Origin of the sequence: Pseudarthrobacter sp. NamB4, assembly GCF_005796185.1 — a bacterium.
Lineage (GTDB): Bacteria > Actinomycetota > Actinomycetes > Actinomycetales > Micrococcaceae > Arthrobacter.
In genome coordinates this window covers 1-24,207 of record NZ_VAHM01000018.1, presented here as the reverse complement: position 1 = coordinate 24,207, position 24,207 = coordinate 1, and the positions used below count along the sequence as shown (strand labels likewise).

Annotated in this window: 23 protein-coding genes and 3 pseudogenes; 13 read left to right on the top strand and 13 right to left on the bottom strand. The window is 64.4% G+C overall.

What is annotated here, in order from left to right:
* From FDW81_RS15350 to FDW81_RS15340, 3 genes are read right to left on the bottom strand one after another with little or no spacing between them, the layout of a single operon-like run.
* On the bottom strand, positions 1 to 819 hold the full coding sequence (locus FDW81_RS15350; RefSeq protein ID WP_138135089.1) for a carbohydrate ABC transporter permease: 819 nt from the start codon (positions 817 to 819) through the stop codon (positions 1 to 3).
* The gene (locus tag FDW81_RS15345) at positions 820 to 1,773 is read right to left on the bottom strand and encodes a carbohydrate ABC transporter permease (RefSeq protein ID WP_138135088.1); all 954 of its coding nucleotides are present in this window, start codon (positions 1,771 to 1,773) and stop codon (positions 820 to 822) included.
* A gap of 9 nt (positions 1,774 to 1,782) precedes the next feature.
* On the bottom strand, positions 1,783 to 3,081 hold the full coding sequence (locus tag FDW81_RS15340) for an extracellular solute-binding protein (RefSeq protein WP_138135087.1): 1,299 nt from the start codon (positions 3,079 to 3,081) through the stop codon (positions 1,783 to 1,785).
* A gap of 133 nt (positions 3,082 to 3,214) precedes the next feature.
* Here FDW81_RS15340 and FDW81_RS15335 point away from each other — a divergent pair, with 133 nt between their 5' ends.
* Together FDW81_RS15335 and FDW81_RS15330 are read left to right on the top strand one after the other, a co-directional pair.
* Entirely contained in the window at positions 3,215 to 4,243 is a 1,029-nt protein-coding gene (locus FDW81_RS15335; RefSeq protein ID WP_138135144.1) for a LacI family DNA-binding transcriptional regulator, read from the top strand.
* Between the two features lie 32 nt (positions 4,244 to 4,275).
* Positions 4,276 to 5,187 (top strand): aldose-1-epimerase, encoded by a 912-nt coding sequence (locus FDW81_RS15330; protein ID WP_138135086.1) that lies wholly within the window; start codon positions 4,276 to 4,278, stop codon positions 5,185 to 5,187.
* Positions 5,188 to 5,245: 58 nt separating this feature from the next.
* Here the strand turns inward: FDW81_RS15330 and FDW81_RS15325 are convergent, their stop codons facing one another.
* Complete coding sequence (locus FDW81_RS15325; RefSeq protein WP_138135085.1) at positions 5,246 to 6,412, bottom strand: endo-1,4-beta-xylanase; 1,167 nt, start codon at positions 6,410 to 6,412, stop codon at positions 5,246 to 5,248.
* Between the two features lie 188 nt (positions 6,413 to 6,600).
* Between FDW81_RS15325 and FDW81_RS15320 the strand changes: the two genes are divergently transcribed.
* Positions 6,601 to 7,629, top strand: coding sequence for a LacI family DNA-binding transcriptional regulator (locus FDW81_RS15320; protein ID WP_138135084.1), 1,029 nt, complete (start codon positions 6,601 to 6,603; stop codon positions 7,627 to 7,629).
* Here FDW81_RS15320 and FDW81_RS18170 read toward each other — a convergent pair.
* Positions 7,626 to 7,787: a hypothetical protein gene (locus FDW81_RS18170; protein WP_171027240.1), complete on the bottom strand. Its 162-nt coding sequence runs from the start codon at positions 7,785 to 7,787 to the stop codon at positions 7,626 to 7,628. The two genes, FDW81_RS15320 and FDW81_RS18170, sit on opposite strands and share 4 nt — an antisense overlap.
* A 19-nt stretch (positions 7,788 to 7,806) precedes the next feature.
* Between FDW81_RS18170 and FDW81_RS15315 the strand changes: the two genes are divergently transcribed.
* Positions 7,807 to 8,538, top strand: a complete 732-nt coding sequence (locus FDW81_RS15315; protein ID WP_240720325.1) for a polysaccharide deacetylase family protein — start codon at positions 7,807 to 7,809, stop codon at positions 8,536 to 8,538.
* A 19-nt stretch (positions 8,539 to 8,557) separates the two neighbouring features.
* Here FDW81_RS15315 and FDW81_RS15310 read toward each other — a convergent pair whose 3' ends face one another.
* From FDW81_RS15310 to FDW81_RS15295, 4 genes are all read right to left on the bottom strand, one after another.
* The gene (locus FDW81_RS15310; RefSeq protein ID WP_138135082.1) at positions 8,558 to 10,624 is read right to left on the bottom strand and encodes a chorismate-binding protein; all 2,067 of its coding nucleotides are present in this window, start codon (positions 10,622 to 10,624) and stop codon (positions 8,558 to 8,560) included.
* Positions 10,621 to 11,184: a low molecular weight protein-tyrosine-phosphatase gene (locus FDW81_RS15305; protein WP_138135081.1), complete on the bottom strand. Its 564-nt coding sequence runs from the start codon at positions 11,182 to 11,184 to the stop codon at positions 10,621 to 10,623. The genes FDW81_RS15310 and FDW81_RS15305 overlap by 4 nt, the downstream gene beginning before the upstream one ends.
* Positions 11,185 to 11,306: 122 nt before the next feature.
* Positions 11,307 to 11,930, bottom strand: coding sequence for a LysE family transporter (locus FDW81_RS15300; RefSeq protein ID WP_138135080.1), 624 nt, complete (start codon positions 11,928 to 11,930; stop codon positions 11,307 to 11,309).
* A 62-nt stretch (positions 11,931 to 11,992) separates the two neighbouring features.
* Positions 11,993 to 12,811 carry a methyltransferase domain-containing protein gene (locus FDW81_RS15295; RefSeq protein ID WP_138135079.1) on the bottom strand — a complete coding sequence of 273 codons (819 nt, stop codon included), beginning with the start codon at positions 12,809 to 12,811 and terminating at the stop codon, positions 11,993 to 11,995.
* Between the two features lie 22 nt (positions 12,812 to 12,833).
* On the opposite strand from FDW81_RS15295, the pseudogene FDW81_RS15290 reads away from it, so the two are divergent.
* A pseudogene (locus FDW81_RS15290) lies at positions 12,834 to 13,604 on the top strand (MMPL family transporter); the annotation flags it as partial.
* A 131-nt stretch (positions 13,605 to 13,735) separates the two neighbouring features.
* Positions 13,736 to 14,033 (top strand): annotated as a pseudogene (locus tag FDW81_RS15285) (transposase); the annotation flags it as partial.
* A 131-nt stretch (positions 14,034 to 14,164) separates the two neighbouring features.
* Here the strand turns inward: FDW81_RS15285 and FDW81_RS15280 are convergent.
* Positions 14,165 to 14,461: a hypothetical protein gene (locus FDW81_RS15280; protein ID WP_138135078.1), complete on the bottom strand. Its 297-nt coding sequence runs from the start codon at positions 14,459 to 14,461 to the stop codon at positions 14,165 to 14,167.
* A 101-nt stretch (positions 14,462 to 14,562) separates the two neighbouring features.
* On the opposite strand from FDW81_RS15280, the pseudogene FDW81_RS15275 reads away from it, so the two are divergent.
* The 6 genes and pseudogenes from FDW81_RS15275 to FDW81_RS15250 all read left to right on the top strand — a co-directional run.
* Positions 14,563 to 14,963 (top strand): annotated as a pseudogene (locus FDW81_RS15275) (MMPL family transporter); the annotation flags it as partial.
* Positions 14,964 to 15,011: 48 nt separating this feature from the next.
* Positions 15,012 to 15,446 (top strand): hypothetical protein, encoded by a 435-nt coding sequence (locus FDW81_RS15270; RefSeq protein ID WP_138135077.1) that lies wholly within the window; start codon positions 15,012 to 15,014, stop codon positions 15,444 to 15,446.
* Between the two features lie 247 nt (positions 15,447 to 15,693).
* Positions 15,694 to 17,565 (top strand): molecular chaperone DnaK, encoded by a 1,872-nt coding sequence (gene dnaK / locus FDW81_RS15265; RefSeq protein ID WP_138135076.1) that lies wholly within the window; start codon positions 15,694 to 15,696, stop codon positions 17,563 to 17,565.
* A 2-nt stretch (positions 17,566 to 17,567) separates the two neighbouring features.
* Complete coding sequence (locus tag FDW81_RS15260; protein ID WP_138135075.1) at positions 17,568 to 18,263, top strand: nucleotide exchange factor GrpE; 696 nt, start codon at positions 17,568 to 17,570, stop codon at positions 18,261 to 18,263.
* A gap of 178 nt (positions 18,264 to 18,441) precedes the next feature.
* Positions 18,442 to 19,413: a DnaJ C-terminal domain-containing protein gene (locus FDW81_RS15255; RefSeq protein ID WP_171027239.1), complete on the top strand. Its 972-nt coding sequence runs from the start codon at positions 18,442 to 18,444 to the stop codon at positions 19,411 to 19,413.
* 15 nt (positions 19,414 to 19,428) lie between these two features.
* The gene (locus FDW81_RS15250) at positions 19,429 to 19,854 is read left to right on the top strand and encodes a heat shock protein transcriptional repressor HspR (RefSeq protein WP_138135074.1); all 426 of its coding nucleotides are present in this window, start codon (positions 19,429 to 19,431) and stop codon (positions 19,852 to 19,854) included.
* Between the two features lie 318 nt (positions 19,855 to 20,172).
* Here the strand turns inward: FDW81_RS15250 and trxB are convergent, their stop codons facing one another.
* From trxB to arsB, 3 genes are read right to left on the bottom strand one after another with little or no spacing between them, the layout of a single operon-like run.
* Entirely contained in the window at positions 20,173 to 21,150 is a 978-nt protein-coding gene (trxB, locus tag FDW81_RS15245) for a thioredoxin-disulfide reductase (protein ID WP_138135142.1), read from the bottom strand.
* A 55-nt stretch (positions 21,151 to 21,205) separates the two neighbouring features.
* Positions 21,206 to 21,628, bottom strand: coding sequence for an arsenate reductase ArsC (locus tag FDW81_RS15240; protein WP_138135073.1), 423 nt, complete (start codon positions 21,626 to 21,628; stop codon positions 21,206 to 21,208).
* Positions 21,629 to 21,654: 26 nt separating this feature from the next.
* Positions 21,655 to 22,725: an ACR3 family arsenite efflux transporter gene (gene arsB / locus FDW81_RS15235; protein WP_138135141.1), complete on the bottom strand. Its 1,071-nt coding sequence runs from the start codon at positions 22,723 to 22,725 to the stop codon at positions 21,655 to 21,657.
* A 111-nt stretch (positions 22,726 to 22,836) separates the two neighbouring features.
* On the opposite strand from arsB, the gene FDW81_RS15230 reads away from it, so the two are divergent.
* Complete coding sequence (locus FDW81_RS15230; RefSeq protein WP_138135072.1) at positions 22,837 to 23,187, top strand: helix-turn-helix transcriptional regulator; 351 nt, start codon at positions 22,837 to 22,839, stop codon at positions 23,185 to 23,187.
* Positions 23,188 to 24,207: the final 1,020 nt, after the last annotated feature.

Genomic DNA, 24,207 nt, shown 5'->3' with positions numbered 1-24,207 from the left:
TTACTTTCCGCCAGCGCCCATGAGGCCCTGGACAAGCGCGCGGCGCGCGAAGAGGTAGACGAGGAGTACGGGCACCATGGACAGGGTCACAGCGGCCAGGAGGCCGGGGATGTTGATACCGAATTGGGTCTGGAAGTTGAACAGGCCAAGCGTGACCACCCGGGTGGACTCGGACTGGGTCAGGATCAGCGGGAAGAGAAAGCCGTTCCAGGCCTGGAGCGCCGAGAACACGGCAATGGTGGACAGGCCGCCCTTGGACAGTGGCAGGACCAGGCGCAGGAAGGAACGGGCGGGGGTTGCGCCGTCCATTGCCATGGCTTCATAGAGCTCAGGCGTGATGTCCCGCATGGTCCCGCTCAGGATGATGGTGCAGATCGGCAGGGCAAAGGCCGCGGTGGGGAGGATAACGCCCAACAGGTTGTCATAGAGGCCCACAGTGTTAATGAGGTAGAACACGGGAACGATGACGGCCTGGGCCGGGATGGCAAGGCCCAGCAGGAACAGGCGGAAGATGGCTGAAGCGGCCCGGCTCTGGCTGCGGACAATCGCGTAGCTCAGCGGCGGCACCAACAGCAGGACGAGCCCCACCACGCCGACCGTGACGATGATGGTGTTCAGGAAGTAGCGGCCAAAACCGCTGGTGACGGCATCCACATAGTTCTGGAGGGTGAACGTGGTGGGCAGGGACAGCGGCCCGTTGTCGCCGAACCCGGCACGCGTCTGGAAGGTCGCGGACAGCATCACGTACAGCGGAACCGCCACGATGCCCAGCCAGATGAAGGCTCCGATGCCGGCGAGGTAATTCGGACGTGTTTTCATTTAGAGCCCCTCCAGGGAACTGCGCATCTTGTCGTAACCCGAGAGGCGGACCACAGCGAAGGAGATGGCCGTGGAGATGACCACGAGTACCAGCGCAATGGCGCTGCCGGTGCCGAAATCGAACCGCCGGAAGGCTTCCTGGTACATGTGGAAGGCGGTGATGGTGGTACCGGTTCCCGGGCCGCCGTTGGTCAGGATGAGGACGGTTTCAAAGGTGGTCAGGCCGCCGACCACCATGAGGATCACCGAGGTGATGATGCTGTTCTTCAGCTGCGGCAGCGTGATGCTGAAGAACTGCCGGACGGTGCCGGCACCGTCGATTGAAGCAGCCTGGTACAGGACAGGCGGGATCTGCCGGGCGGCACCCTGGTAGATCAGGGTGTGGAACGGCGTGAACTGCCACATGCCCACGAAGATCAGCACCGCGATGGCACCGGTTTGCGTGCCGAGGACATTGCCGTCTCCAAACAGCCAGGACATCTGGCCGGGAATTCCGAAGTTGGGGTCCAGCAGTGCCCGCCACAGAACGGAAATGGCGGCTGAGGACAGCAGGAGCGGAACAAAGTAGATGGCGCTGAGGATCGCGCGGTTCCTCTGGTTCCCGGCAGCCCAGACGCCGAGCAGAATGCTGAGCGGGGTCTGCGTGACGATGCCGAGCACGATGAACAGCAGGCTGAGCCACAGGCTCTGGAGCATGACCGGGTCCTCGAAGAGGGCTTCCCAGTTCTTGAGCCCGACGAACTTCGGGTCGCCAAGGCCGCTCCAGCTGGTGAAGGAGAGCGCGGCCACCGCCAGGAGCGGGACCAGCGCGAAAAGTGCAAAGAAAATGCTGGCAGGAAGGGCCCAGACAAAGCCGGGGCGGCCCACGGAGGAGCCGCCCCGGCTCGCAGGGCGGCCCTCAGCGGGGCCACCCTGGCGTGCCGGGCGCCTGCGTGGTGCAAGCGTCGTCGTCATAGTTGTTTCCTAAAGGCTCTGCATGGCCTTGATGAAGCCGTCTTCGTCGATCTGTCCGCTGAAGAACTGGGCGACGGCGGTGTGGATGGTGACAGTTGCTTCCGGCGGGTAGGCCTGGTCCCAGGAGAGCTGGAAGGACGGGGCTTCCTTCACCAGGTTGAACTGGTACTTGGCGTACTCAGGGTCTGCTGCCTTGTCGAGGAACTTTTCCGTGTTGTTGGTGGTGGGCAGGTTTCCGATGCCCACCTGTTCCTGCACGAACTGGTCCGAGTACATGAGCTTAAGGAAGTCGCGCACGGCTTCCGGGTAGCGCGTGTTCTTGTGCACTGAGTAGAAGTTGTTGGTGTTGCCCACCAGGTTGTCCTCGTCACCGAGCCCGCCTTCGATCTTGGGGAACTCGCTGTAGCCCAGCACCTCGGCGGCGAACGCAGGGTCGCTGCTCTGCTGCGTGGAGTACTCCCACGAGCCCATCAGCTCAAAGCCCGCCTTGCCACTGGCAAGAAGGGCGGGTGAACCGCCGTCGGTGAACTTCACGGAATCAAAGTTCGTGCCGAACGCTCCTGCGTCAATCAGGTCACGGAGCATGCCCAGGGCCTTGCGGCTTTCCTCCGACTCCCAAACGCTGGTGTCACCCTCCAGGGCTTTCTGGAACAGGCCTTCACCGGCCACCCGGTCGTAGACGTACTCAACCCACATCAGGGTAGGCCAACGGTCCGCGCCGCCCAGGGCGATTGGGGTGATGCCCTTGTCCTTGAGGATCTTGACGTCCTCGAGGAGTTCGTCCCATGTGGCGGGAGGGTTGGCAATGCCTGCATCGGCAAGCACCTTGGAGTTATTGAAGAGCATGACTGGCTGCGTTCCACGCATGGGGATGCCATAGGCCTTGTCGTCAATGACTGCGGTCTCAAAGACAGACGGCAGGAAGGCGTCCTTCAGCTGCGGATCTTCCTTGATGAAGTCATCGAGCGGGAGGAGCAGGTCGGCATCAACGAAGTTCTTGATGCTGCCGCCACCCCAGTTGAAGAAGATGTCCGGAGCCGTGGGCGTGTCGATAATGGTCTGCAGTTTGGACTGGTACTCGGCGCCCGGAATCTTGTCCAGGACAACCTTGACCTCAGATGTTGCATTGAACGTGTCGATGATCTTTTGCTCGACGGTGTTGCCAGCGTCGCCGTACATCGCGATGTGAATTTCATTTTCGGGCCGGCTGGCTGCGCCGTTCCCTCCTGAGCATCCGGCCATAGTCAGGCCGAGGGCCAAAGCCGCGCCGCCTGCAAGGCTGCGGGCCACCCATCCATGCTTGTTCATCCTTGAACGCCTCTCGAAAGTTTCGATACCTAGATCGAAAGTTGTTTTACGGATCACAGTCTAGGTGTGCCGTGGGCCACGCGCAAGACTTCCGCTAAGTTGCGTTACATTTATCGAAACTCTCGCTATCATGATGTCCATGACCAGCCCTGTTTCCCCATCTGATACGCGCGTGACCCTGGCCCAACTGGCCGAGGAAGCGGGCGTATCCCTCTCCACCATCTCGAAGGTCCTCAACGGGCGGTCAGATGTTTCGCGGAAAACGCGAACGAAAGTTGAGGAGCTTTTGGAGGAGCACGGGTACAAAAGAAGGAATGCGTCCTCGAAATCGGCGCTCCTGGAGCTCGTTTTTCCCGAACTTGAAAGCGCATGGGCTCTGGAGATCATCCGCGGCGTCGAAAATGTCGCCAAGGCCAACGGCCTGAGCGTGGTGCTGACGGAAAGCGGCACCCGCAAAGCTCCGGCTGCCGGCTGGGTGGAAGGTGTCATGGCGCGGCGCCCCGCTGGCGTGGTCCTGGTATTTTCCGACCTGCCGCTTGAGTACCGGCAGCAACTGGAGTCGCGTTCCATTCCCTTCGCCATCATCGACCCGGCCGGCGACCCGGCCCCCGATGTTCCGTCGGTCGGCTCAGCCAACTGGGCGGGGGGAATGATGGCAACCCGGCACCTGATTGAACTGGGGCACAGGCGCATTGCCGCCATCTCGGGACCGGAAGACATGATGTGCTCGCTGGCGCGGATCGACGGCTACAGCTCCGCCCTGAACGCCGCGGGCATTCCGCTGGACCGCTCGCTCATCAGGTACGGCGACTTTCAGGTTGACGGCGGCCGCGCGCACGCGCTGGAACTGCTGCAGATGAAGGACCGCCCCAGTGCTATCTTCGCGGGCAGCGACCTGCAGGCGCTCGGGGTGCTCGATGCGGCCCGCCAGCTGGGAGTGTCCGTTCCGGATCAGCTGTCCATCGTCGGATACGACGACCTCCAGGTGGCCCGCTGGTCCAGCCCGGCCTTGACCACGGTGCACCAGCCCCTGATTGAGATGGCCGAAGAGGCGGCGCGGATGGTCTTGCGTCTGCGCGAAGGCGAGCGGCCGCAGAATCTGCGCCTCGACCTTGCAACATCGCTCGTTGTCCGCCAAAGCACCGCAGGGCCCGCCAGCTGATGCCTACCAACACCTCTCCTGAAAGGAACCGGATGTCACCTATCGCCAACCCCAACGGTGAGCTCATCACCCTCCACGCGGGGGACTATGCGGCAACAGTCACTACTGTGGGTGCGGGACTGCAGCACCTCTCGTACCAGGGCAAGGACTTGGTGCTTCCCTTCCCGGCCGCTGAGCTGCCCCCGGCATATGCGGGAAAGACCCTCATGCCGTGGCCGAACCGGGTGGCGGGCGGGTCCTATGCCTTCGGCGGGCAGTCCTATGAGCTGCCCGTCAACGAGGCAGCCACCGGCAGTGCCCTGCATGGGCTTGCACTGTGGAGCGAGTGGCTGGTGGAGCAGCGCTCTGCGGCCTCCGTGACCCTGACGCACCTCCTGCGGGGCGAACCCGGTTATCCCTTCCAGCTGGCCCTCTCGGCGTCCTACGTGCTGGACGCTGCCACAGGGCTGGGGGTTGAGCTTGAGGCCCGAAATTGCGGCACGGCGCCGGCACCCTATGGCTGCGGCTCCCACCCCTACGTCACGGTAGGAGGCGAGGATATCTCCAACTGCGAATTGGGCTTCCGGGCACGCAAGGTGCTCCTGACGGACGAGAAGCTGCGGCCTGCCGGACTCCTTGACAGCCAGGGAACAGACTTTGATTTTTCGGCGGCACGGAAGATTGCCTCCCAGTCCTTGGACCACGCCTTCACCGATCTTCCCGAGGGGGAGTGGGACGTCACCCTGCGCAACCCTGCCTTGCAGCTTTCAGCCGTGGTGCGGTCGGCCACTGCTCAGGCGCCTTGGCTGCAGCTCTACTCGGGTGAGCTGCGCGGCCGCAAAGGACTTGCCGTGGAGCCGATGACCTGCCCGCCTGATGCTTTTAATTCGGGGCAGGACCTCGTTGTCCTGGAGCCCGGGCAGTCGCATGCCCTCGCCTTCAGCGTGTACGGGCTGGAGGGTTAGACAAAACGGCCCGGAACCAGAAGGTTCCGGGCCGTTTGACTATCTGCTGTTGATCTTATTACCGCTGGTAGGCCGGGTGCTGGCTGTAGCGCTGTTCCCCGCCCGGGGTTGCCGCCGCAAGGGTGGACTGCAGTGCGTAGTAGGAAGGCTTGCGGGTGTAGTCCTCCCACATCACTGTTGCCTCGCCCTCGCCGCCGAAGAAGACAGGCACCCAGGAGTACTTGTCGTTGAAGCCCCAGATGGTGAAGGACTTGCATCCCTCAACGTTCAGGCATGCGTCCAAGGCCCGCTGGTAGTAGCTCGCCTGCTTGGCCAGCTGCTCGTCCGTAGGCTTGGTTCCGGCCGGAACGTCCATACGGACGTCGATCTCAGTGACGGCCGTTTCCAGGCCGAGGTCTTCAAAACGCTGAAGGTTTGCCTGCAGGTCCCCAGGGAAACCATAACGGGTGCTCAGGTGGCCCTGGACGGCGAAGCCATCCACCTTGACTCCCTGGGCCAGGAGCTTCGAAATGAGGCCGACGTAGGCCGTGCTCTTGGGGTTGATGCTTTCCACGCCATAGTCGTTGAAAAAGAGCTTGGCGCTGGGGTCGGCTTCCTGGGCCCAGCGGAAGGCATCGGCGATGATTTCCGGCCCGAGCTCCCGGATCCAGATGTTGTCGGCGGTGCGCAGCGTTCCGTCGCCGTTGAAGATCTCGTTGGCGACATCCCACTGCTGGATCTTGCCGGCGTACCGTCCCACCACGGTGGTGATGTGGTCCTTGAGGATGGAACGGAGTTCCTCCTTGCTGAAGTTCCCCTGCTCCAGCCAGGCGGGGTTCTGGCTGTGCCAGAACAGCGTGTGGCCGCGCACCACCTGTCCATTCTGCTGCGCAAATTCCACGATGGCGTCCATTTCCGCAAACCGGTACTGGTCCCGCTGCGGGTGGATGAACTCCCACTTCGCCTGGTTCTCAGGGGAGACGGAACTGAATTCCGCTGCCAGCACTTGGCGGTACTGGGCATCAGAGGTGAACGGGTTGGCGTAGGGCATGGTGTCGTGGTGCCCGCCGCCGGCAACTGCCGTGCCGATCCGGACGTCCTTGGGGGCGGCCCAGCGCAGGGTGTCCTGCTTTGCAAGGCCGGGGGGCTGCGGCTTGCCATCCTGGCCTGCCATCGCGGGCAAGGCCGTCGGGAGGACAAAGGTCGACGCCAGTGCAGCGGCGGCGACGAGTTTTGCAACCTTCATGAAGAGCTCTCCTTTGAGGTACTGAGTAAATCGGCGGATGAGGCCGAGAAAGCGACTTCCGGAAGTTTCCGGAAGTCGCGTAGAAGTAGGTTAGGAATATTTCGGAGCGCGCGTCAAGAGTTTCGACAAAACTGAATCCGTCCACCGTGCTGGAAAGGCCTATACTTGCAGCGGACCAGGAGGAATGCGTGCAGGAAAGTCACCGCCCGGCAGTCACTATTTCGGCCATCGCCGCCGAGGCAGGTGTATCTGTGCCCACTGTTTCCCGGGTGCTCAACGGCCGCGGTGATGTTGCCCCCCGGACCCGTGAACGCGTGGAAACGCTGCTCAGGGATTACGGCTACCAGCGGCGGGGAGCACGTCCGGAAGCACGCTCCGGGCTCATCGACCTCGTATTCAACGACCTGGACAGTCCTTGGGCCGTGGAGATCATCCGCGGCGTGGAGGAAGCTGCCAATGAGGCGGGGGTCTCCACGGTGGTGTCCGCCATCCACCGCCAGACCAGCCCCACCTCAACCCGGCAGTGGCTCGACAACGTCAGCGCCAGGGCCAGCGACGGGGCAATCCTGGTGACCACCGACCTTGATTCCTTCCTGCGCGCAGAACTCCAGCGCCTGCAGGTACCTGCGGTAGTGGTGGACCCTGCCGGCGTGCCCGACCTGGACGTGCCCACCATCGGCGCCACCAACTGGACGGGAGCGGTGGGCGCAACAGAGCATTTGACAGCGGCCGGCCACCGCCGCATCGGGTTCGTCGCCGGTACACCTGGACTGTGGTGCAGCCGAGCAAGGCTGGACGGTTACAGGGCGGGCCTGGATGCGGCGGGTATTGCTTTCGATCCAGCGCTGGCCATGGAGGGCGACTTTGACTACCAGTCCGGTTTCCGCGCCGGCTGCAGCCTGCTTGAGTTGCCGGAGCCGCCCTCTGCGGTCTTCGCCGCCAGTGACCAGATGGCCCTCGGAGTGTACGAAGCGGTGCGCAAGAAGGGCCTGCGGGTGCCCGAGGACATCAGTGTTGTAGGGTTCGACGATCTTCCTGAAGCCCGCTGGGCTTCGCCTCCCCTCACCACCGTCCGGCAGCCGCTGGCCGAAATGGGCAAACTTGCCGCCCGCACGGTACTTCGGATGCTCCAGGGCGAAGGCCCCGAGAGTCCCCGAGTGGAACTGGCCACCCGGCTGGTGGTCCGGGAGAGCACTGCCGCACCGGCAAGCCACTAATCCTGCCGCCAGCCCCTCTCTGAAACAAAGCCATCGTTTCCCGCCGCACCCTTGACGGTGCCCGCGCGGGACTCTACGCTGAGCTCGTTCCGGAAATTACCGGAAATCTTTGTGATTCCCGCGCCGTAGTCCGTGCCCAGGGACGCGGCGGGGCTCATGATGACAGAAAGGAAAGCAATGACGCTACCGATTCGCCGCCCAGTTTCCCTCCGTAAGGCAGCCTTCCCCCTTGCGGCGGCAGTTCTCGCCCTGGGTGCTTCTGTTCCCGGGGGACTCGCCGGGGCAACGGCAGCACAGGCGGACGAGGCAACTTCCGCGATTGTCGACTCCACCCGCCACGACGGAAAGTACACCAGCCTGACCTTTGACGACGGCCCACACCCCGTGACCACTCCCAAGCTGCTGGCAGTCCTGGACAAGCACCACGTCAAGGCGACATTCTGCCTCTGGGGCGACCATGTGAAGCAGCACCCCGACATCGTGCGGCAGATCGCGGCGGCGGGCCACCTGCTGTGCAACCACACCATGCACCACGACAACATGGCGGAATGGAGCGCCGAGGCCATTAGGGCGGACCTGCTGGAAACCAGCGCGGCCATCCGGGAAGCCTTGCCGGATGCGAAGATCGACTATTTCCGTGCCCCGTACGGAAGCTGGGGGCAAACGCCGGAAGTAGCCGCGGAACTGGGCATGCAGCCGCTCGGCTGGCAGCTGACCATCAGTGACTGGGAGCCGCCCGGAACGCAGGAGCTGGTCCGGCGGCTCCGTGAAGGAATCCGGCCCGGCGGGGTTGTGCTGCTGCACGATGGCGGCGGTGACAGAACGCAGACCGTGGAAGCCGTTGATGAGGTTATTCCGCAGCTCAAGGCCGAAGGGTGGAAGTTTGACAGGCCTGCCCGGCGCGGCTGACCGTGAAACTGGAGCTGTCCTAATCTTCCGGGAACTCCGCGCCGAGACTTGAGAGGACGCCGAACGCCTTGGTCCGGATCTCCTCGTATTCCTCCTCCGGGACGGAATCGGACGTGATGGCGCCGCCGATGCCGAGGGTCAGCTCGGCGGTGCCGTCACCTTCCGCGCTGATTACCAGGGTCCGGATTGCGACGGCGAGGTCCGTGGCCCCGTTAAGGGAGAAATAGCCGATGGCGCCGGAGTAGACGCCGCGCGCCCCGCCCTCCAGCCGGTCCAGGATCGCCATGGTGCTGATTTTGGGTGCTCCGGTCATCGAGCCGGCAGGGAAGCAGGCAGCCACCGCCTCGGCCCGCGATGATCCCGGCAGCAGCCGGGCGTCAATGGTGCTGACCATCTGGTGCACGGTGGCGTAGCTCTCGATGGCGCACAGCCTGCTCACGGTGACCGAGCCCGGGACGGCGAAGTGGCTGAGGTCATTCCGCAGCAAATCGACGATCATGATGTTCTCTGTCCGGTCCTTCAGCGAGGTAGCCAGGTCCTCCCGCAGCTGCCGGTCCTCGTGCGGATCGCCCGCCCGCCGGCGGGTTCCCTTAATGGGCTCGGCGCGCATGCCGCCGTCGCACGCTATTTTCAGGAACCGCTCCGGCGAGGTGCTGGCCACGGTGAGCCCGCCCAGTCTCAGGTAGCTGGCGAAGGGAGCGGGATTCCTGCCGCGCAGCGCGAGGTAGGTGCTCCACGAATCCAGCGCGTTCACCGGTGCGCGTGCCGACAGGGTTGTGGTCAGGCAGACCTCGTAGGAGTTGCCTTCCGCAATCTCATGCTGGGCGGCGGCGACCTTTTCCAGATACGCCCCGCGGCTGTCCCGGCTGCGGAAGGATGGCGGCGCCGGAAGTACGACGCCGGTGCTGCCGCCGGCCACCGCCGCCGGTTCCGCGGCTGCCACGGCCCCACGCGCTTCAGCAATCCACTGGTCCGCATCCAGAGCGTCAAGTGCCAGTAGCCAGGCAGTCCCTTCCTTGTGGTCCAGGACCACCGCCCTGGCGGCGAAGATCAGGGCGGCGTCCGGCGTGCTGGAGGGAAGGTCGGTTCCGCCGGTTTCGCGCTTGAGCTCGTAACCCAGGCAACCCAGCCAACCCAGCATGAAGTCGCCGGGATACCCTTCAGGATTGTCGACGGCGCGGGCGCCCCAGACGGTGCCGAGCCAGCGGAAGAAAGGTCCTTCCACCGTGGCGGTTGCGCAGCCGGCACGGACGAGGCTGCGGCCCCTGTGGTGCGTTACGGACTGGCCGAGAATGCCGCCGTCGTCCGCCATGATGCTGAAGCGGCTGCGCTCCAAAGCACTGGATGCCGCTGCTCCGGACTGGTGCGCTCCGGCTGTGTCCGCGTTCGAGGAGTCCAGCCAGACGGCATTGGCGGAGCCGGCATACAGGGCATGGAACAGCTTGGCGGGATCCGGCCGGACCTCCAGCCGCTCCGACCGCAGGCGGATCCCGTGGCGCGCGGAGAGCTCCGGCGCCAGGGCAGGTGCCAGCCGGGGGAGGTAGGGGAGGACCTGGAGTATGTCTCCGGGTGCAGAACCGTCGGCCGGGTTCCGTACCCGGAGGTCGGCGTGGCCGGGGACGTCATCACCCGCGAGCCACTCTTCCTCCTGCGATGCCCACTGGTCCCAGTACGGCTCGTAGGTTGCGCCATCACGCTGGAGCGCCCTGGTCCTGCGCACGTCCTCCGGGGATTCGGCCCAGATGACCGCGCTCAGCAACGGCCGCGCTTCGGCGGCGGCGGCGCCCACGCCCTCCACGATGACGATCTCAGCGGGCAGCGTCACCCGGGCATCGCCGTCGTAGTGCCTCTCCCAGTCCCAGCTGACCCATGCTGCGGCCTCCCCGCGGCTCAGCGGCGTCAGCACGGTGGAGACGTAGCGTTCGATGCCGGGCGCCAGGCCGTTCCAGCCGGGGTAGATGTCCTCGAGGTGGAACAGGGAAACCTTGTGGTGGACGCGCAGCCGGGCTGCAAGTTCGACGGCGAGGGTGGTCTTCCCAGCGCCGGAACGCCCGTCAATAGCGATGATGACGGGGGCTGGGCTCATGCAGTAGAGCGTACCGTTTTCAGTAAGCCTGCCGCTGAAGTTGCCGGCTCCCCCAGCATGGCTGACTTGATGTGGTCCACAATTCCGGGCAGGGCGGCGTGGATCTGGTGCCAGACGGCGTCAAAGTCCGCATGCCCGCCATACCAGGGATCCTCGATGCCCTGGTCCAGGGAATCGAGGCCGGCCATGGCGGGGTCGAAGCTGCGGAGCATGCGAATCTTGTACAGGGATTCCTGGTCGGGCGCCGCTTCGCTCAGCCATGCGTAGTGGTCGATGTCCAGTGCAAGGATCAGGTCCCGCTCCTGAAACCATTCGCGAACCCATTCGCGGGCGACGTGCCGGTCTGACACAAGTTGGGCCGCGGCCAGCCTGCGGGCTGCCCTGGGATCGATGGGCCTGCCGGCCTCATACCCTGTGGTTCCGGCCGAGTCCACGGTCACCAGCCCGTCGAGTCCCTCCCGCTCCAGTGCCGCGGTGAGCATGAGCTCGGCCATGGGCGACCGGCAGATGTTTCCGGTGCAGACGGCGATGACGCGGTATGGGCTCGACGTTGAGTTCATGGAACTAAGCATGAGCGCTAACAGCCGGGTTGGCTAGATGCGTATTCATAAAAGTTGACTGGCTTGTAAAGAAGCATGACTTGGCTGGAAATGGGTAGGTAACAACGTTGAGGCCTGTCCGGTCAGTGCATGAAGGCGAGCAAGATACCGACCGCAACGAAGAGGATCCCGAAGACTTTGCTGAGGACAAGTTGGCCGCGTTCCGTACGGGTGAACCGCTGGAAGGAGCGGGCTGCCGCCGCAAAGAAGAACCACATGACCAGGATGTCGATGGCCACGATCGTTGCCGTCAGCACCGCGTACTGGGCCAGGAGTGGCTGGTCCGGACGGATGAACTGGGGCATGAAGGCGAGGAAGAAGACGATTGCCTTTGGGTTGAGCAGGTTCACCCAGAGACCGCGCCGGAAGATGGACCAGGCCGGCTCGTTGCGGAGGACCGCAGCCTGCTGTTCCTCCACGCTGGGCTTGCTGAGGAATTGCCTGATGCCCAGGTACACGAGATAGGCCGCACCGGCGTAGCGGATCACGTTGAACGCGACGGGCGAGCTGGCCACGAGCACGCCGACTCCCAGGGCCACGATCACCACATGGATCACGAGGGCTGCCTGCTGGCCGAGTATTCCCCACATGGAGCGGCGGAAGCCGGCGTTCAGGGAATTGCTCATGGTGTTGATGGCTCCGGCGCCTGGGGTGAAACTGATCAGCGCGCCGGCGCCTGCGAGGGCCAGCCAAAGGGAAAATTGCACCCCGCAATCTTACGCGTGCCTGTCTGTGGGATATGGCGTGCCGCCTGAAGGGCTCCTGCAACTCAGGCCCTGGCGATGACCTCACCGTTCGGGATCAGGAACCAGCCGTCGTCCGTGGAGCCCCAGCGGTGCCAGCCGGCGGAGATGCGGGCGAGGTCCGCGGGGTTGGCGAAGCCGTATTCCAGGGCCTGCTCCGCGAAGGCCGAATGCAGGACCCGCTCGCCCCACACCCGCGCCTGCCAGCGGCGCTGCTGGCCGGTGGCGTAGAGCCAGTTGCTGCTGCTGGGGGCGACGTCGGTGAACCCCGCCGCCTGCGCCCAGCTGACCAGCCGCCGCCCGGCGTCGGGCTCCGCCCCGTTGTGCCGTGCGATCCTCTGGTAAAGCTCCATCCATTCGTCCAGCTCTGGAATGGCGGGGTACCAGCTCATGCCGTGGAAGTCGGCGTCGCGGACGGCAACGATGCCGCCTGGCTTTGCCACGCGCCGCATCTCACGCAATGCCTCCACCGGATCTGTCAGGTGCTGGAGCACCTGGTGGGCGTGAACCACGTCGAACGTATCGTCCTCGAAGTCCAGGTCGTAGATGTTGCCGGCAACGAACTCTACGTTGGGCACCTCGCGCTCGACCGCCAGTGCCTGTGCCTGGGCGATGATATCCGGCGACCTGTCCAGACCTGTCACTTTGCCGGGGGCTACGACGGCGGCGAAGTCGCACGTGATGGTGCCTGGTCCGCAGCCGACGTCAAGCACGTTTGTTCCCGGCGCGAGGTGCGGCAGGACAAATGCGGCGGAGTTTTCGGCAGTCCTGGCCGCATGGGCGCGGACCACGGATTCGTGATGGCCGTGGGTGTAAACGTCATCTTCAGGCTGCTGCGCACTCATAACCAAACGCTACCCCCAACGTGCCGCCCTAACTGTTATTGCCGGGCGTCAGGGCGGCGGTCAGTTGAGGGCGCTCCTGGGGAGGGCGGCCTTCTGGCCTTTCCTTCCCAAGCTGGTTTCTGTGGACGGGCGCGAACCGGAACTTGTCACCGGGCTGGAGGGCCAGGAGGGATTGTGGCATGCCACCGGCTCCCTGGTCGCCAGGCGGCCGCGGATATGGCTTGCCTCGGTCCTGCTGTTGGTGGCCGCCTCCGCAGGCGTCCTGCAGCTCAAGGCCGACGGCGTCCCGCAGACGGACGTCATCCTCACCGCGTCCAATGCCGTGGATGGCCAGGACGCGCTGGTGCGTCACTTCGACGCCGGCAGCGGCAGCCCCGCCGTCGTGGTTGCAGACCAGGGCAAGGCGCAGGAAGTGCTGGACACCGTGAAGGCGGCCGACGCCGTGGACGAAGCCTACCTGTTGGCGCAGGGTTCGGTGCCCATTACCGGAGCCCCCGGCACTTCCAGCGCCCCTGACGTCCGCGAGGGCAAGGTGCTCATCAACGCCACGCTGGACTCGGCTGCGGACTCGCTTGAAGCCGAGGAAGCGGTCAAGGCGCTGCGCGAGGAAGTGAAGAGGGTGGATCCGGGGGCCCTGGTGGGCGGTGTGACCGCGACGGCGCTGGACACCAACACCACCGCCCAGCGCGACCTGGTGATCATCATCACCGTGGTCCTGGTGGTGATCCTCTTCATCCTGATGCTGCGCTCCGTCCTGGCGCCGGTCCTGCTGGTGCTTTCCGTGGTGCTGTCCTTATGTTGTTGACCGGTGGTTCCGTGGCCGTTGTAGGGTGGCTACCCAGGGGAGGCGGGTATTGGCTTTGTTGCTGTGGCCGGACGACTCATTAAATTGAGAGACGCGACATGATCGCCCGATAAGGACACGCCGGCGTTGTCGGACTGGCCCCGGCACCCCGGGACTCCGGCCGGATCACCGGCAACCACCACCGGCCCGGACGTTACGACCGACGGCTTTTCCGCGTCTTTTACCTCTCCGGGTTCTCGGCCCTGAGAAGCGGCCCCGCTCCCGGACCTACTACGACCGAAAACGTCTTGAGGAAAAACTCACGTCCAGGCCATGCTCTCCCTGGCCCGGCGCCGCCTCAACGTCCTCTGGGCCATGCTCCGCGGCGGCACCACCTACATGGCAGTCTCGGCAGGGGTTACTTCCGTGGCCGCCTGACGAGACACACCAGCGGAGTCGACCAGCCCATTGGCGAACCTCGACGGCGGGTAGAGGTCCACTCCACGTTCATCCCTCTGGAGGTGTGGCGGTAGTTCCACTGCGGCAGGGTCAAGCTCAGGCCTGAATCGCTAGGGCATGATCTTGTACAGATCGATGACTGTCTCTTCGGGCGGTGATGCGAATCCGCCCTCGATGCCCTGCTGCATCAGGGGAAGGAGGGTGCCGTCACGGAATTTCTCCCAGCTCTCCTTCGACTCATGGACGGCTATGATCGTCCAACCACCGGCAGAAGCGCCTGCGGCATGGAAGATCTGACCGTCGGGCAGGCGCCCCTCGCCTGGGTGAGTGGCGGCAATTGAGGCCTCGTACTGGTCCTTTGTGCCTCCCGGGAAGAAGTGCAGGATTCCGTAGGGCGTGGCTTCCATATCTGCTCCTTGGGATGGTCTGGATGTGTTGGACATGCCAAACATCGACCCCGTCACTCGGGATGTCAAGCACTCGCCAACATCATTGAGATTCCTACGGTGCCATGGGAGTTTCTGCCCTCTTCCTCAACAACATCCTGGGCTTCCCCGGCGCGGACGCCACGGTGCCTCTTTTCGGCTTCGTTTTCCTGGTAGCCCTTGGCGTGGACTACAACATCTTCCTGATAAGCGGAGTCCGCGAGGAATCGCTCAAGCACGGCACCCGCTCGCTGCCACCTTCGCGGCCCTGGGCGTCATCCCCATCATGTTCTTGGTGCAGCTTGCCTTCATCGTGGCCTTCGGCGTGCTGCCGGATACCGTGCTGGTGCGCTCGCTGCTGGTGCCCGCCCTGGCCTACGACATCGGTCCCCGCATCTGGTGGCCCAGCAAACTGGCGCGGCAGGAGTTTGAGGAGCGTCCGGGCCGGGCTGAGGCCCTGTTGGCGGAAACACCCGCTCGATAGACTGCCAATGCGCCCGCATGGACGCGGAACTCAAAGGAGAGATGCACCATGACTGAGAACCCGGAAATCCCTGGCGAGGAGCCGCGAAGGGGAAGCACGGCCCCTGGGCTGGAAGGCGAGGGTGGGCAGTATGTGGACGGCGACTATGGTGATGCAGGTGCGGCAGGCGCCCGTGGCGAAGGCCTCGAGGGTGGCGAGTACGCGGACGGTGATTACGGTGCTGCAGGCGTCAGCGACACCCCTCGCGATGACCTCGAACAGGGCGGCTACGCCAGTGGCGACTACGGTCCGGCCGGGGGGGTCGGTACTGAGCGCGAAGACCTCGAGGACGGGGAGTACCCGGACGGCGACTACGGTGATGCCGGAGCTGCCAGTTCCGCCCGCGCAACCGATGGCATCCGCGAAGGCCTCACGGACCGGCAGGTGAATACGACGGCCGAGGAGCGCGGTCCGCTGCATGGCGGTCGCGAGAGCGAGCGCTAGCAGGTCAACGAAAAACGTGCGGCGGCGGTTCTCCCATAGCGAAAATGGAGAACCGCCGTCGTTCCCTTTAAGCTGCAGGATCCGCGCCATTGCAGGGAAAAACACCACCGTGACCAGCGCAGCGCCTAGAAGTTGAGCGCACTCCACTCAACTTCTGATTGACATCTGAAGTGCGCTGAGTAAGGTTGAGTGCAGAACGCTCAATAGCGGGCGCCAGCCAGTTTCCAAGGAAAGAAGGAAGCAACACATGTCACGTGCAGTAGGTATTGACCTCGGAACCACCAACTCCGTCGTCTCCGTTCTCGAAGGTGGCGAGCCCACCGTTATTGCCAACGCCGAGGGTGGCCGCACCACGCCGTCCGTCGTTGCGTTCTCCAAGTCCGGCGAGGTGCTGGTTGGTGAGATCGCCAAGCGCCAGGCCGTCAACAACATCGAGCGCACCATCGCCTCCGTCAAGCGCCACATGGGCACTGACTGGAAGGTGGACATCGATGGCAAGAAGTACACCCCGCAGGAAATCTCCGCGCGTATCCTCATGAAGCTGAAGAACGACGCCGAGTCCTACCTGGGTGAAAAGGTCACCGACGCCGTTATCACCGTTCCGGCATACTTCAATGACGCCGAGCGCCAGGCCACCAAAGAAGCCGGTGAGATCGCAGGCCTGAACGTCCTGCGCATCGTCAACGAGCCCACTGCGGCTGCACTGGCTTACGGCTTGGACAAGGGCAAGGAGGACGAACTCATCCTGGTCTTCGACCTCGGTGGCGGTACCTTCGACGTCTCGCTGCTGGAAGTCGGCAAGGACGAAGACAGCTTCTCCACCATCCAGGTGCGCGCCACCGCCGGTGACAACCGCCTCGGCGGCGACGACTGGGACCAGCGCGTTGTTGACTACCTGCTGAACCAGCTCAAGGTCAAGGGCATCGACCTGTCAAAGGACAAGATCGCCCTGCAGCGCCTCCGCGAAGCTGCCGAGCAGGCCAAGAAGGAACTGTCCTCCTCCACCAGCACCAACGTTTCGCTCCAGTACCTGTCCGTCACTCCCGACGGCCCGGTCCACCTGGACGAGCAGCTGACCCGCGCCAAGTTCCAGGACCTCACCAAGGACCTGCTCGAGCGCACCAAAAAGCCGTTCCACGATGTAATCAAGGAAGCCGGAATCAAGCTCTCCGACATCAACCACATCGTCCTCGTCGGCGGCTCCACCCGTATGCCCGCCGTCTACGACCTGGTCAAGGAACTTGCCGGCGGCAAGGAGCCGAACAAGGGCGTCAACCCGGACGAGGTTGTGGCCGTTGGTGCAGCCCTCCAGGCCGGTGTGCTGAAGGGTGAGCGCAAGGACGTCCTCCTGATCGACGTCACCCCGCTGTCCCTCGGTATCGAAACCAAGGGCGGTGTGATGACGCACCTGATCGAGCGCAACACCGCTATCCCCACCAAGCGGTCCGAGACCTTCACCACCGCTGATGACAACCAGCCGTCGGTGGCCATTCAGGTCTTCCAGGGCGAGCGCGAGTTCACCCGCGACAACAAACCGCTGGGTACGTTCGAGCTGACCGGCATCGCCCCGGCACCGCGCGGCATCCCGCAGATCGAGGTCACCTTCGACATCGACGCCAACGGCATCGTCCACGTCTCTGCGAAGGACAAGGGCACCGGCAAGGAACAGTCCATGACCATCACCGGCGGCACCGCGCTCTCCAAGGAAGACATTGACCGCATGGTCCGTGACGCCGAGGAGCACGCAGCCGAGGACAAGGCCCGCCGCGAGGCAACCGACACCCGCAACTCCGCCGAGCAGCTGGCCTACTCCGTGGACAAGCTCATCGCCGACAACGCCGACAAGCTGCCTGAAGAGATTAAGACCCAGGTCCAGGCCGACGTCGACGACCTCAAGAAGGCCCTTGAGGGCACCGATGACGCCGCCGTGAAGAGCGCGTTCGAGAAGCTGCAGGCTTCCCAGACGAAGCTCGGCGAGGCTATCTACGCCCAGGCCGGCTCCCCGGACGGAAACACCGGAGCCGCAGGTGCTGAAGGCGCGGCAGGCTCCGCAGGCGGTAAGGCTGACGAGGACATCGTCGACGCCGAAATCATCGACGAAGACGAAGCGAAGAAGTAATCATGCCCCATCACGGTAACGAGGAAGAGCACACTTCCACCGACCAGAGCAGGCACAACGATGAGCCGGTCATCAGGGACAACCGCAAGGTTGACCCGGTGACCGGACAGGCACGGCACCCCGAGGGCGACCACTCCGCCCCGGGCGCCGGGACCGGGCCGGCCTCGGCCTCGCAGGATGCCGACGGCGACGCGCTGGCTCAGGCTGAGGAGATCCTCAACCGCGTTGAGGTGCCGGCGGAGGAATCCGTGGCCCAGGGCGCGGCACCCGCCGGTTCTGCCAGTGCGGAAGCGGCGGAGCTGAGGAACGACCTGCTCCGCCTGCAGGCCGAGTACGTCAATTACCGCAAGCGGGTCGAACGCGACCGCGCCGTGGCAGGGGAGATGGCCGTGATCGGCGTCCTGAACTCCCTGCTTCCGGTTCTGGACGACGTTGATGCAGCCCGGCAGCACGGCGATCTGGCGGATGGTCCGTTCGCCGCGATCGCGAACAAGCTGGAGAACGCGTTGAAGACGTACGGCCTGACCCGGATCGACGAGACCGGCGTGGAGTTCGATCCCACGATCCACGAGGCCCTGATCCAGCAGCCCGGCGAGGACATCGAAGTTGACACGGTCAGCCAGGTGCTCCGCTCAGGCTACAAGTCAGGCGACCGCGTCCTCCGCGCGGCACAGGTCATCGTCGCGGTTCCGGCGTGAGCCTCGCCTAAGGTGAGGTAACAACATAGCTCGGAGCGGTACAGGGGCCCCGGGAGTGGCATCGGGCCTGCCGAAGCTGGGCGGCTGAGGATCGCAGATCCTTGGCCGTCCAGCGTAGGGGCGGGGGCCCCTGTACCGCGGAGAGCTGTTAGTTAGAAGACTTTGAAAGGAAACGCCATTGGCTAGCCAGGATTGGGTGGACAAGGACTTTTACAAGATCCTTGGTGTTGCCAAGGACGCTTCCGACGCCGACATCAAGAAGGCCTACCGGAAGCTCGCGCGGCAGCACCACCCTGATACGAATGCGGGGAACGCCGCTGCCGAGAAGAAGTTCAAGGACATTTCCGAGGCCTACTCGGTGCTCTCGGATCCGGATGAGCGCCAGCAGTACGACGCCATCAGGGCCATGGGCGGCGGTGCCCGCTTCGCTCCCGGCGGGGCAGGGGCCGGCAACGGCGGCTTCGAGGACCTGTTCGGCGGCCTCTTTACTGGCAACACCGGCCGGCATGCGGGCGGGTTCAACCCCTCCGCCGGCGGCATTCCGCCCGAATTCGCCGACCTGTTCGGCAGTGGCTTCGGCCAGACCGGATACCAGCGGACCCCGCAGAAGGGTGCCGACCGCACCGCTTCCACGAGCATTTCCTTTGCCGGCTCCATCCGCGGCACCACCATCGGCCTGCGGGAACCCAGCGGTGAAGTGATCGACGTCCGTGTTCCGGCGGGAATCAAGGACGGTCAGAAGGTGCGCGTACGGGGCAAGGGCCAGCCCGGTGCCGCCGGCAACGGTGACCTGGTGGTGACCGTCGCAGTCCAGCCGCATCCGTTCTACACGCGCGACGGCGACAACCTCCGCATCCACGTTCCGGTCACCTTCCCCGAAGCTGCTTTGGGGGCGGACGTGGAGGTGCCCACCATTGACGGCGAAAGGGTGCGGGTCCGCGTTCCGGCGGGAACGCCGTCGGGCCGTACGCTGCGGGTCAAGGGCAAAGGCGTGAAGACGTCCAAGGGGACCGGCGACCTGCTGGTGACCATCGACGTCGCCGTTCCCAAGAACCTGAACAAGGAAGCCGAAGCTGCGGTCAAGGCTTTCGCCGAGGCCACTGCCGGAGCCGACGTCCGCGAGGGCCTGGCCGCCAAGGCCCGGTTGTAGCAGGGGAGGTGTGTCTTGGACATCAATGCTGACCAGCCCATCTTCGTGATTTCGGTGGCGGCTGAGCTCGCGGACATGCACCCCCAGACGCTGCGCCAGTACGACCGGTTGGGAATCGTTTCGCCCAGCCGCGCCCCCGGCAAGTCCCGCCGCTACTCCCAGCGGGACGTCAACATGCTGCGTGAAGTGCAGCGGTTGTCCCAGGAAGGCGTTTCGCTGGAAGGGATCAAACGGATCCTGGAACTTGAAAACCAGGTGGCAGCCCTGCAGAGCCGGATTACGGAACTGACCGAGGAACTCGGCAGGCGCCGCCAGTCGCTTGACGCGCGGATCTTCGCCGCAGGCGCGGCGGGAGATGTGGTGAGCCTGGCACGCGGCCAGCGTCCCCGGCCCCGGTCCCAGGCTGTGGTGCTGTGGCGGCCGAGGGCAACCGGCACTTAGCCCGCTGCCGCAGGCGCCGAAGCGGCCCAAGTACCGCGAAACGGGTGCGTGCCGGAATTCGAGTACCCACTACGTCCATTAGCGCCAACGGAGTGACGGTGCTGATCGCCTCTGGCGTCCTGGGTCGATGTGGTGATGGGCATGTCCGTGCTGGTGGCCATGGGGTAGATGCCGTCAGCCGGATTCAGTTGCCGGCAGTCCACGTTGAACCGCCACGGCGAGAACCCCGGGCCCGCCCCGATCACCGCGACGGGAAGGTTCTTGGCTGCATGCATCGGGTCCTCGGTTCCGTCCGTTCGCAAAGCGGCAGGCGTGGCGCTAGGCGTGGGTGGGTTCCTCCACCAGGGCAGTGGCTATGCTGTCCGCGTCCTCGAGTGCTGCCAGGTAGCGCTCGGCGTCGAGGGCGGCGGCGCAGCCGGTGCCGGCGGCGGTGATGGCCTGCCGGTAGCGGTGGTCCACTGCGTCCCCGCACGCGAAGACGCCGGAGAGGTTGGTGACGGTGGTGGGGGAGTCCACCTTGATGTAGCCCTCGTCATCGAGCTCCACCTGCCCGGCCACCAGCTCAGTGCGCGGGACATGGCCAATGGCGACGAAGATGCCGGTGGCTGCCTGGTGCCGGGTCTCCCCGCTTCGGGTGTCAGTGAGCGTCACGCCGGTGACCTTGCCGTCGCCGTGGATGGCGGTCACCGCGGAGTTCCAGGCGAAGCTGATCTTGGGGTTGTCCTTGGCACGCTGGGCCATAATGCGGGAGGCCCGGAGTTCCTCCCTGCGCACGACGACGGTGACGGACTTTCCGAAACGGGTTAGGAACATCGCTTCCTCCATGGCCGAATCGCCGCCGCCGACCACGATGATGTCCTGGTCACGGAAGAAGAAACCGTCGCAGGTGGCGCACCAGGAAACCCCGTGGCCGCTGAACTTCTTCTCCTCCGGCAGGCCGAGTTCCTTGTAGGCGGAGCCGGTGGCGAGGATGACGGCCGGGGCCTCATAGGTTTCCCCGCCGCCGGTGACCACGCGCTTGAGGTGACCGGCCAGCGTGACCTCCGTGACGTCGTCGAACATCACCTGCGCGCCGAACTTTTCCGCCTGCTGCTGCAGCCCGTCCATGAGCTCCGGGCCCTGGATGCCGCCCGGGAAGCCCGGGAAGTTTTCCACTTCGGTGGTGTTCATCAGGGCGCCGCCGGCGGTAACGGAACCGGCCAGGACCAGGGGCTTGAGCCCGGCGCGCGCGGCGTAGATGGCTGCGGTGTAGCCGGCGGGGCCGGAGCCGATGATGATCAGCTGTTCGGTGTTCACGGTGTCGCTCACTGGAGTCTCCTGGTGGTCGGGGCTGGTGCTGGTTGGCGCGGTGCTACTTGGCGGCGGGGGTCAGGGATGCAATCAGTTCCTCAATGCGTCCCTTGATCTCGTCGCGGATGGGGCGGACGGAATCCACACCCTTGCCTGCCGGGTCCTCCAGGACCCAGTCCTCGTACCGTTTGCCGGGGAAGTAAGGGCAATCATCGCCACAGCCCATGGTAATCACCACATCGGATTCCTTCACCGCCTCGGTGGTCAGGACCTTGGGAACCTCGGCGGACATGTCGATTCCCACCTCGGCCATGGCCTCGACGGCGGCCGGGTTGATCCTGTCCGCAGGCTGGGAGCCGGCAGACCGTACTTCAATGGAGCCCTTGGACAGCGAGGTGAGGAACGCTGCGGCCATCTGGGAGCGGCCGGCATTGTGGACGCAGACGAACAGGACGGACGGCTTCTTGTCGGTTTCGGTGCTCATGAAGTTCTCCAGGGATGTAGTGCGGGTCAGAGGGAGGCGGGGGCGGGGCTGAAGAAGCGAATGCGGGCCCAGAGGGCCGCATACACCAGTGCAACAAGTGCCGGCACCTCAATCAAGGGGCCAACGACGCCGGCAAGCGCCTGGCCGGACGTCACGCCGAAGGTGCCAATCGCCACGGCGATGGCCAGTTCGAAGTTGTTACCGGCGGCGGTGAAAGCGAGGGTGGTTGTCTTGGCGTAGCCAAGGCCGAGCCATTTGCCGATCAGCATGCCGGCGCCGAATACCACCACAAAGTAGACCAGCAGTGGAAGCGCGATCCGGGCAACATCCAGCGGGCGGGCGGTGATGGTCCCGCCCTGCAGGGCGAAGAGGAGGGTGATGGTGAACAGCAGGCCGTAGAGTGCCCACGGGCCGAGTTTGGGGAGGAGCGTCCCCTCATACCAGTCGCGGCCCCTGGCTTTCTCGCCGACGGTACGGGTGAGGAAACCGGCCAGCAGCGGGACGCCCAGGAAGACCAGCACCGAGAGGGTAATGGCCCGGAAGGAGAAATCGGCGCTGGTGGTGGGCAGTCCCAGCCAGGACGGCAGGAGCTGCAGGTAGAACCAGCCGAGCGCGCCGAAGGCCACAACCTGGAAGACGGAGTTGATGGCCACCAGGACGGCCGCGGACTCCCGGTCCCCGCAGGCAAGGTCATTCCAGATCATCACCATGGCGATGCAGCGGGCGAGGCCAACGATGATCAGGCCTGTCCGGTACTCGGGAAGATCCGCCAGGAAGAGCCATGCAAGGGCGAACATGAACGCCGGGGCCAGGACCCAATTGATCACCAGTGAGGAAACCATGAGCTTCTTGTCCGCGATGACGCGGTGGGCCTGGTCGTAACGGACCTTGGCCAGCACCGGGTACATCATCACCAGCAGGCCCACGGCGATGGGCAGGGACACTTCGCCCACCTTGACCGCTTCCAATGCTGTGTTCAGGCCGGGGACCAGGTTGCCCAGCAGCAGTCCCAGCACCATGGCAGCGACAATCCATACCGGGAGGAAGCGGTCCAGGGTGGAGAGTTTGCCGACGACGGCTTCCCCTGGCGCGGGCATTGTCTCGGTCGGGGTGCTCACTGGGCTCCTGGTGCTTAGATTGATGAAAATCGATATCTGCAGTATTCCGGGCTATATCGACGGATGTCAATCTACTGCATAATGGGAGTCATGAACCCCCTGCAGACCCTTGACCCCGCCGTCGATGCTTCCTGCTGCGTTCCCTCGGCCAAGCCGGCGCTCAGCGCCGAGGAAGCCCAGCAGAAAGCTCTCGTCTTCAAGGCGCTGGCCGATCCCAACCGCCTGCGCCTGCTGTCCATCGTGAAGGGTGAAGAGGCGGGGGAGTCCTGCGTCTGCGACCTGACCGGGCCCCTCGACCTGGGGCAGCCCACCGTCTCCCACCACCTCAAGATCCTGGTTGAAGCCGGGATCCTGCACCGGGAGAAGCGCGGGACCTGGGCCTACTACTCCCTGGTCCCCGGTGCCCTGGACGACGTTGCCGGGATCCTGTCCGCGCTATAGCACGCGTCCGACTGCCTCCAAGGGCGCGTCAGCCGGCCGGTTCCGGATTCAGCAAATACCAAGACCGGGAGCGCGTCGCAGTGTGGTTGACACCCGAGCCGGGCCAGAAGTGTCCGATTTGGCTCTTGGAGCTTTGTTCAGCCTCCGTCAGGAAAGGACAAGCTCATTCTATTCTGACGGTTTTTCGGGCTTGCCTGACGTCAGGGTGGGTGTACTTCACCGTCACCCCACCCCGCAGCTGCCGCAGAGTGTGCGATGTCGGTCTTGGTCACCTGATGTTGTGGGGACTTAACCAACCTTCAGCAAGCACGAATTGCACTCCGGCATTATGGGCAGAGGCCACTAGCGGTATTCCTCACCCCTACTGCCCGCCGGCATTTGTCCCCTTGGCCGTTGGCACCGCCAGAGCGATTCGTTCCCTGTCGCTGATCTTCAACAGGTTTTTTGCTCTGGATGACGCGAGCACTCTATGGAAGAAGTCGACCCTGGGCACGTTGCTGTGTTGTTTTGTGTTTCCCCTGCATCCTGAAATTTTTCCCGTGCCTTTACGGTCAGGTGGATTTCGTACTCATAGTCCAGCCAACCAGCGGGTTGGACTAGTCGTGTTAGCGACACCTGACGGAAATGTTTTACGTCAGGTGAGATGGCTTTCCGGCTGGCTCGCATGGCGAGCAGCCGATCGGCCAGCGCGCGGTTGCTCCGTCATGTGCTGCGCTTATTTGTCATTCTCCATCTGGGGCATTCATGCAATTGGGGCAGCAAGCGTAAGCCCCTGAGGGTCGCTGCCTCTCCGCGGGCTGGGCCGGAAAATTAGTATCAAACATCGGCAACCAAGAGGCTAGCTGTGCTCTTGCCAGCGACCTAATCTTGAGGAAGATCAGCACGGCACGCTGATTTCGCCACCTTAGCCTTGCTCCCGTCCAGCCCTTCCACCTGGCCCCTGGAAGGCAGCGACTGTGCACCCCACGAAGAACAAAGGAGTCCTTAATGCGTTTCGTTGCACACGCCGATCTGCCGGCG

Excerpts from the sequence above, each read along its gene's own strand:
- FDW81_RS15350 (WP_138135089.1), bottom strand. The coding sequence starts at position 819 with ATGAAAACACGTCCGAATTACCTCGCCGGCATCGGAGCCTTCATCTGG.
- FDW81_RS15345 (WP_138135088.1), bottom strand. The coding sequence starts at position 1,773 with ATGACGACGACGCTTGCACCACGCAGGCGCCCGGCACGCCAGGGTGGC.
- FDW81_RS15340 (WP_138135087.1), bottom strand. The coding sequence starts at position 3,081 with ATGAACAAGCATGGATGGGTGGCCCGCAGCCTTGCAGGCGGCGCGGCT.
- FDW81_RS15335 (WP_138135144.1), top strand. The coding sequence starts at position 3,215 with ATGTCCATGACCAGCCCTGTTTCCCCATCTGATACGCGCGTGACCCTG.
- FDW81_RS15330 (WP_138135086.1), top strand. The coding sequence starts at position 4,276 with ATGTCACCTATCGCCAACCCCAACGGTGAGCTCATCACCCTCCACGCG.
- FDW81_RS15325 (WP_138135085.1), bottom strand. The coding sequence starts at position 6,412 with ATGAAGGTTGCAAAACTCGTCGCCGCCGCTGCACTGGCGTCGACCTTT.
- FDW81_RS18170 (WP_171027240.1), bottom strand. The coding sequence starts at position 7,787 with ATGAGCCCCGCCGCGTCCCTGGGCACGGACTACGGCGCGGGAATCACA.
- FDW81_RS15315 (WP_240720325.1), top strand. The coding sequence starts at position 7,807 with ATGACGCTACCGATTCGCCGCCCAGTTTCCCTCCGTAAGGCAGCCTTC.
- FDW81_RS15310 (WP_138135082.1), bottom strand. The coding sequence starts at position 10,624 with ATGAGCCCAGCCCCCGTCATCATCGCTATTGACGGGCGTTCCGGCGCT.
- FDW81_RS15305 (WP_138135081.1), bottom strand. The coding sequence starts at position 11,184 with ATGAACTCAACGTCGAGCCCATACCGCGTCATCGCCGTCTGCACCGGA.
- FDW81_RS15295 (WP_138135079.1), bottom strand. The coding sequence starts at position 12,811 with ATGAGTGCGCAGCAGCCTGAAGATGACGTTTACACCCACGGCCATCAC.
- FDW81_RS15280 (WP_138135078.1), bottom strand. The coding sequence starts at position 14,461 with ATGGAAGCCACGCCCTACGGAATCCTGCACTTCTTCCCGGGAGGCACA.
- FDW81_RS15270 (WP_138135077.1), top strand. The coding sequence starts at position 15,012 with ATGACTGAGAACCCGGAAATCCCTGGCGAGGAGCCGCGAAGGGGAAGC.
- dnaK (WP_138135076.1), top strand. The coding sequence starts at position 15,694 with ATGTCACGTGCAGTAGGTATTGACCTCGGAACCACCAACTCCGTCGTC.
- FDW81_RS15260 (WP_138135075.1), top strand. The coding sequence starts at position 17,568 with ATGCCCCATCACGGTAACGAGGAAGAGCACACTTCCACCGACCAGAGC.
- FDW81_RS15240 (WP_138135073.1), bottom strand. The coding sequence starts at position 21,628 with ATGAGCACCGAAACCGACAAGAAGCCGTCCGTCCTGTTCGTCTGCGTC.
- arsB (WP_138135141.1), bottom strand. The coding sequence starts at position 22,725 with ATGCCCGCGCCAGGGGAAGCCGTCGTCGGCAAACTCTCCACCCTGGAC.
- FDW81_RS15230 (WP_138135072.1), top strand. The coding sequence starts at position 22,837 with ATGAACCCCCTGCAGACCCTTGACCCCGCCGTCGATGCTTCCTGCTGC.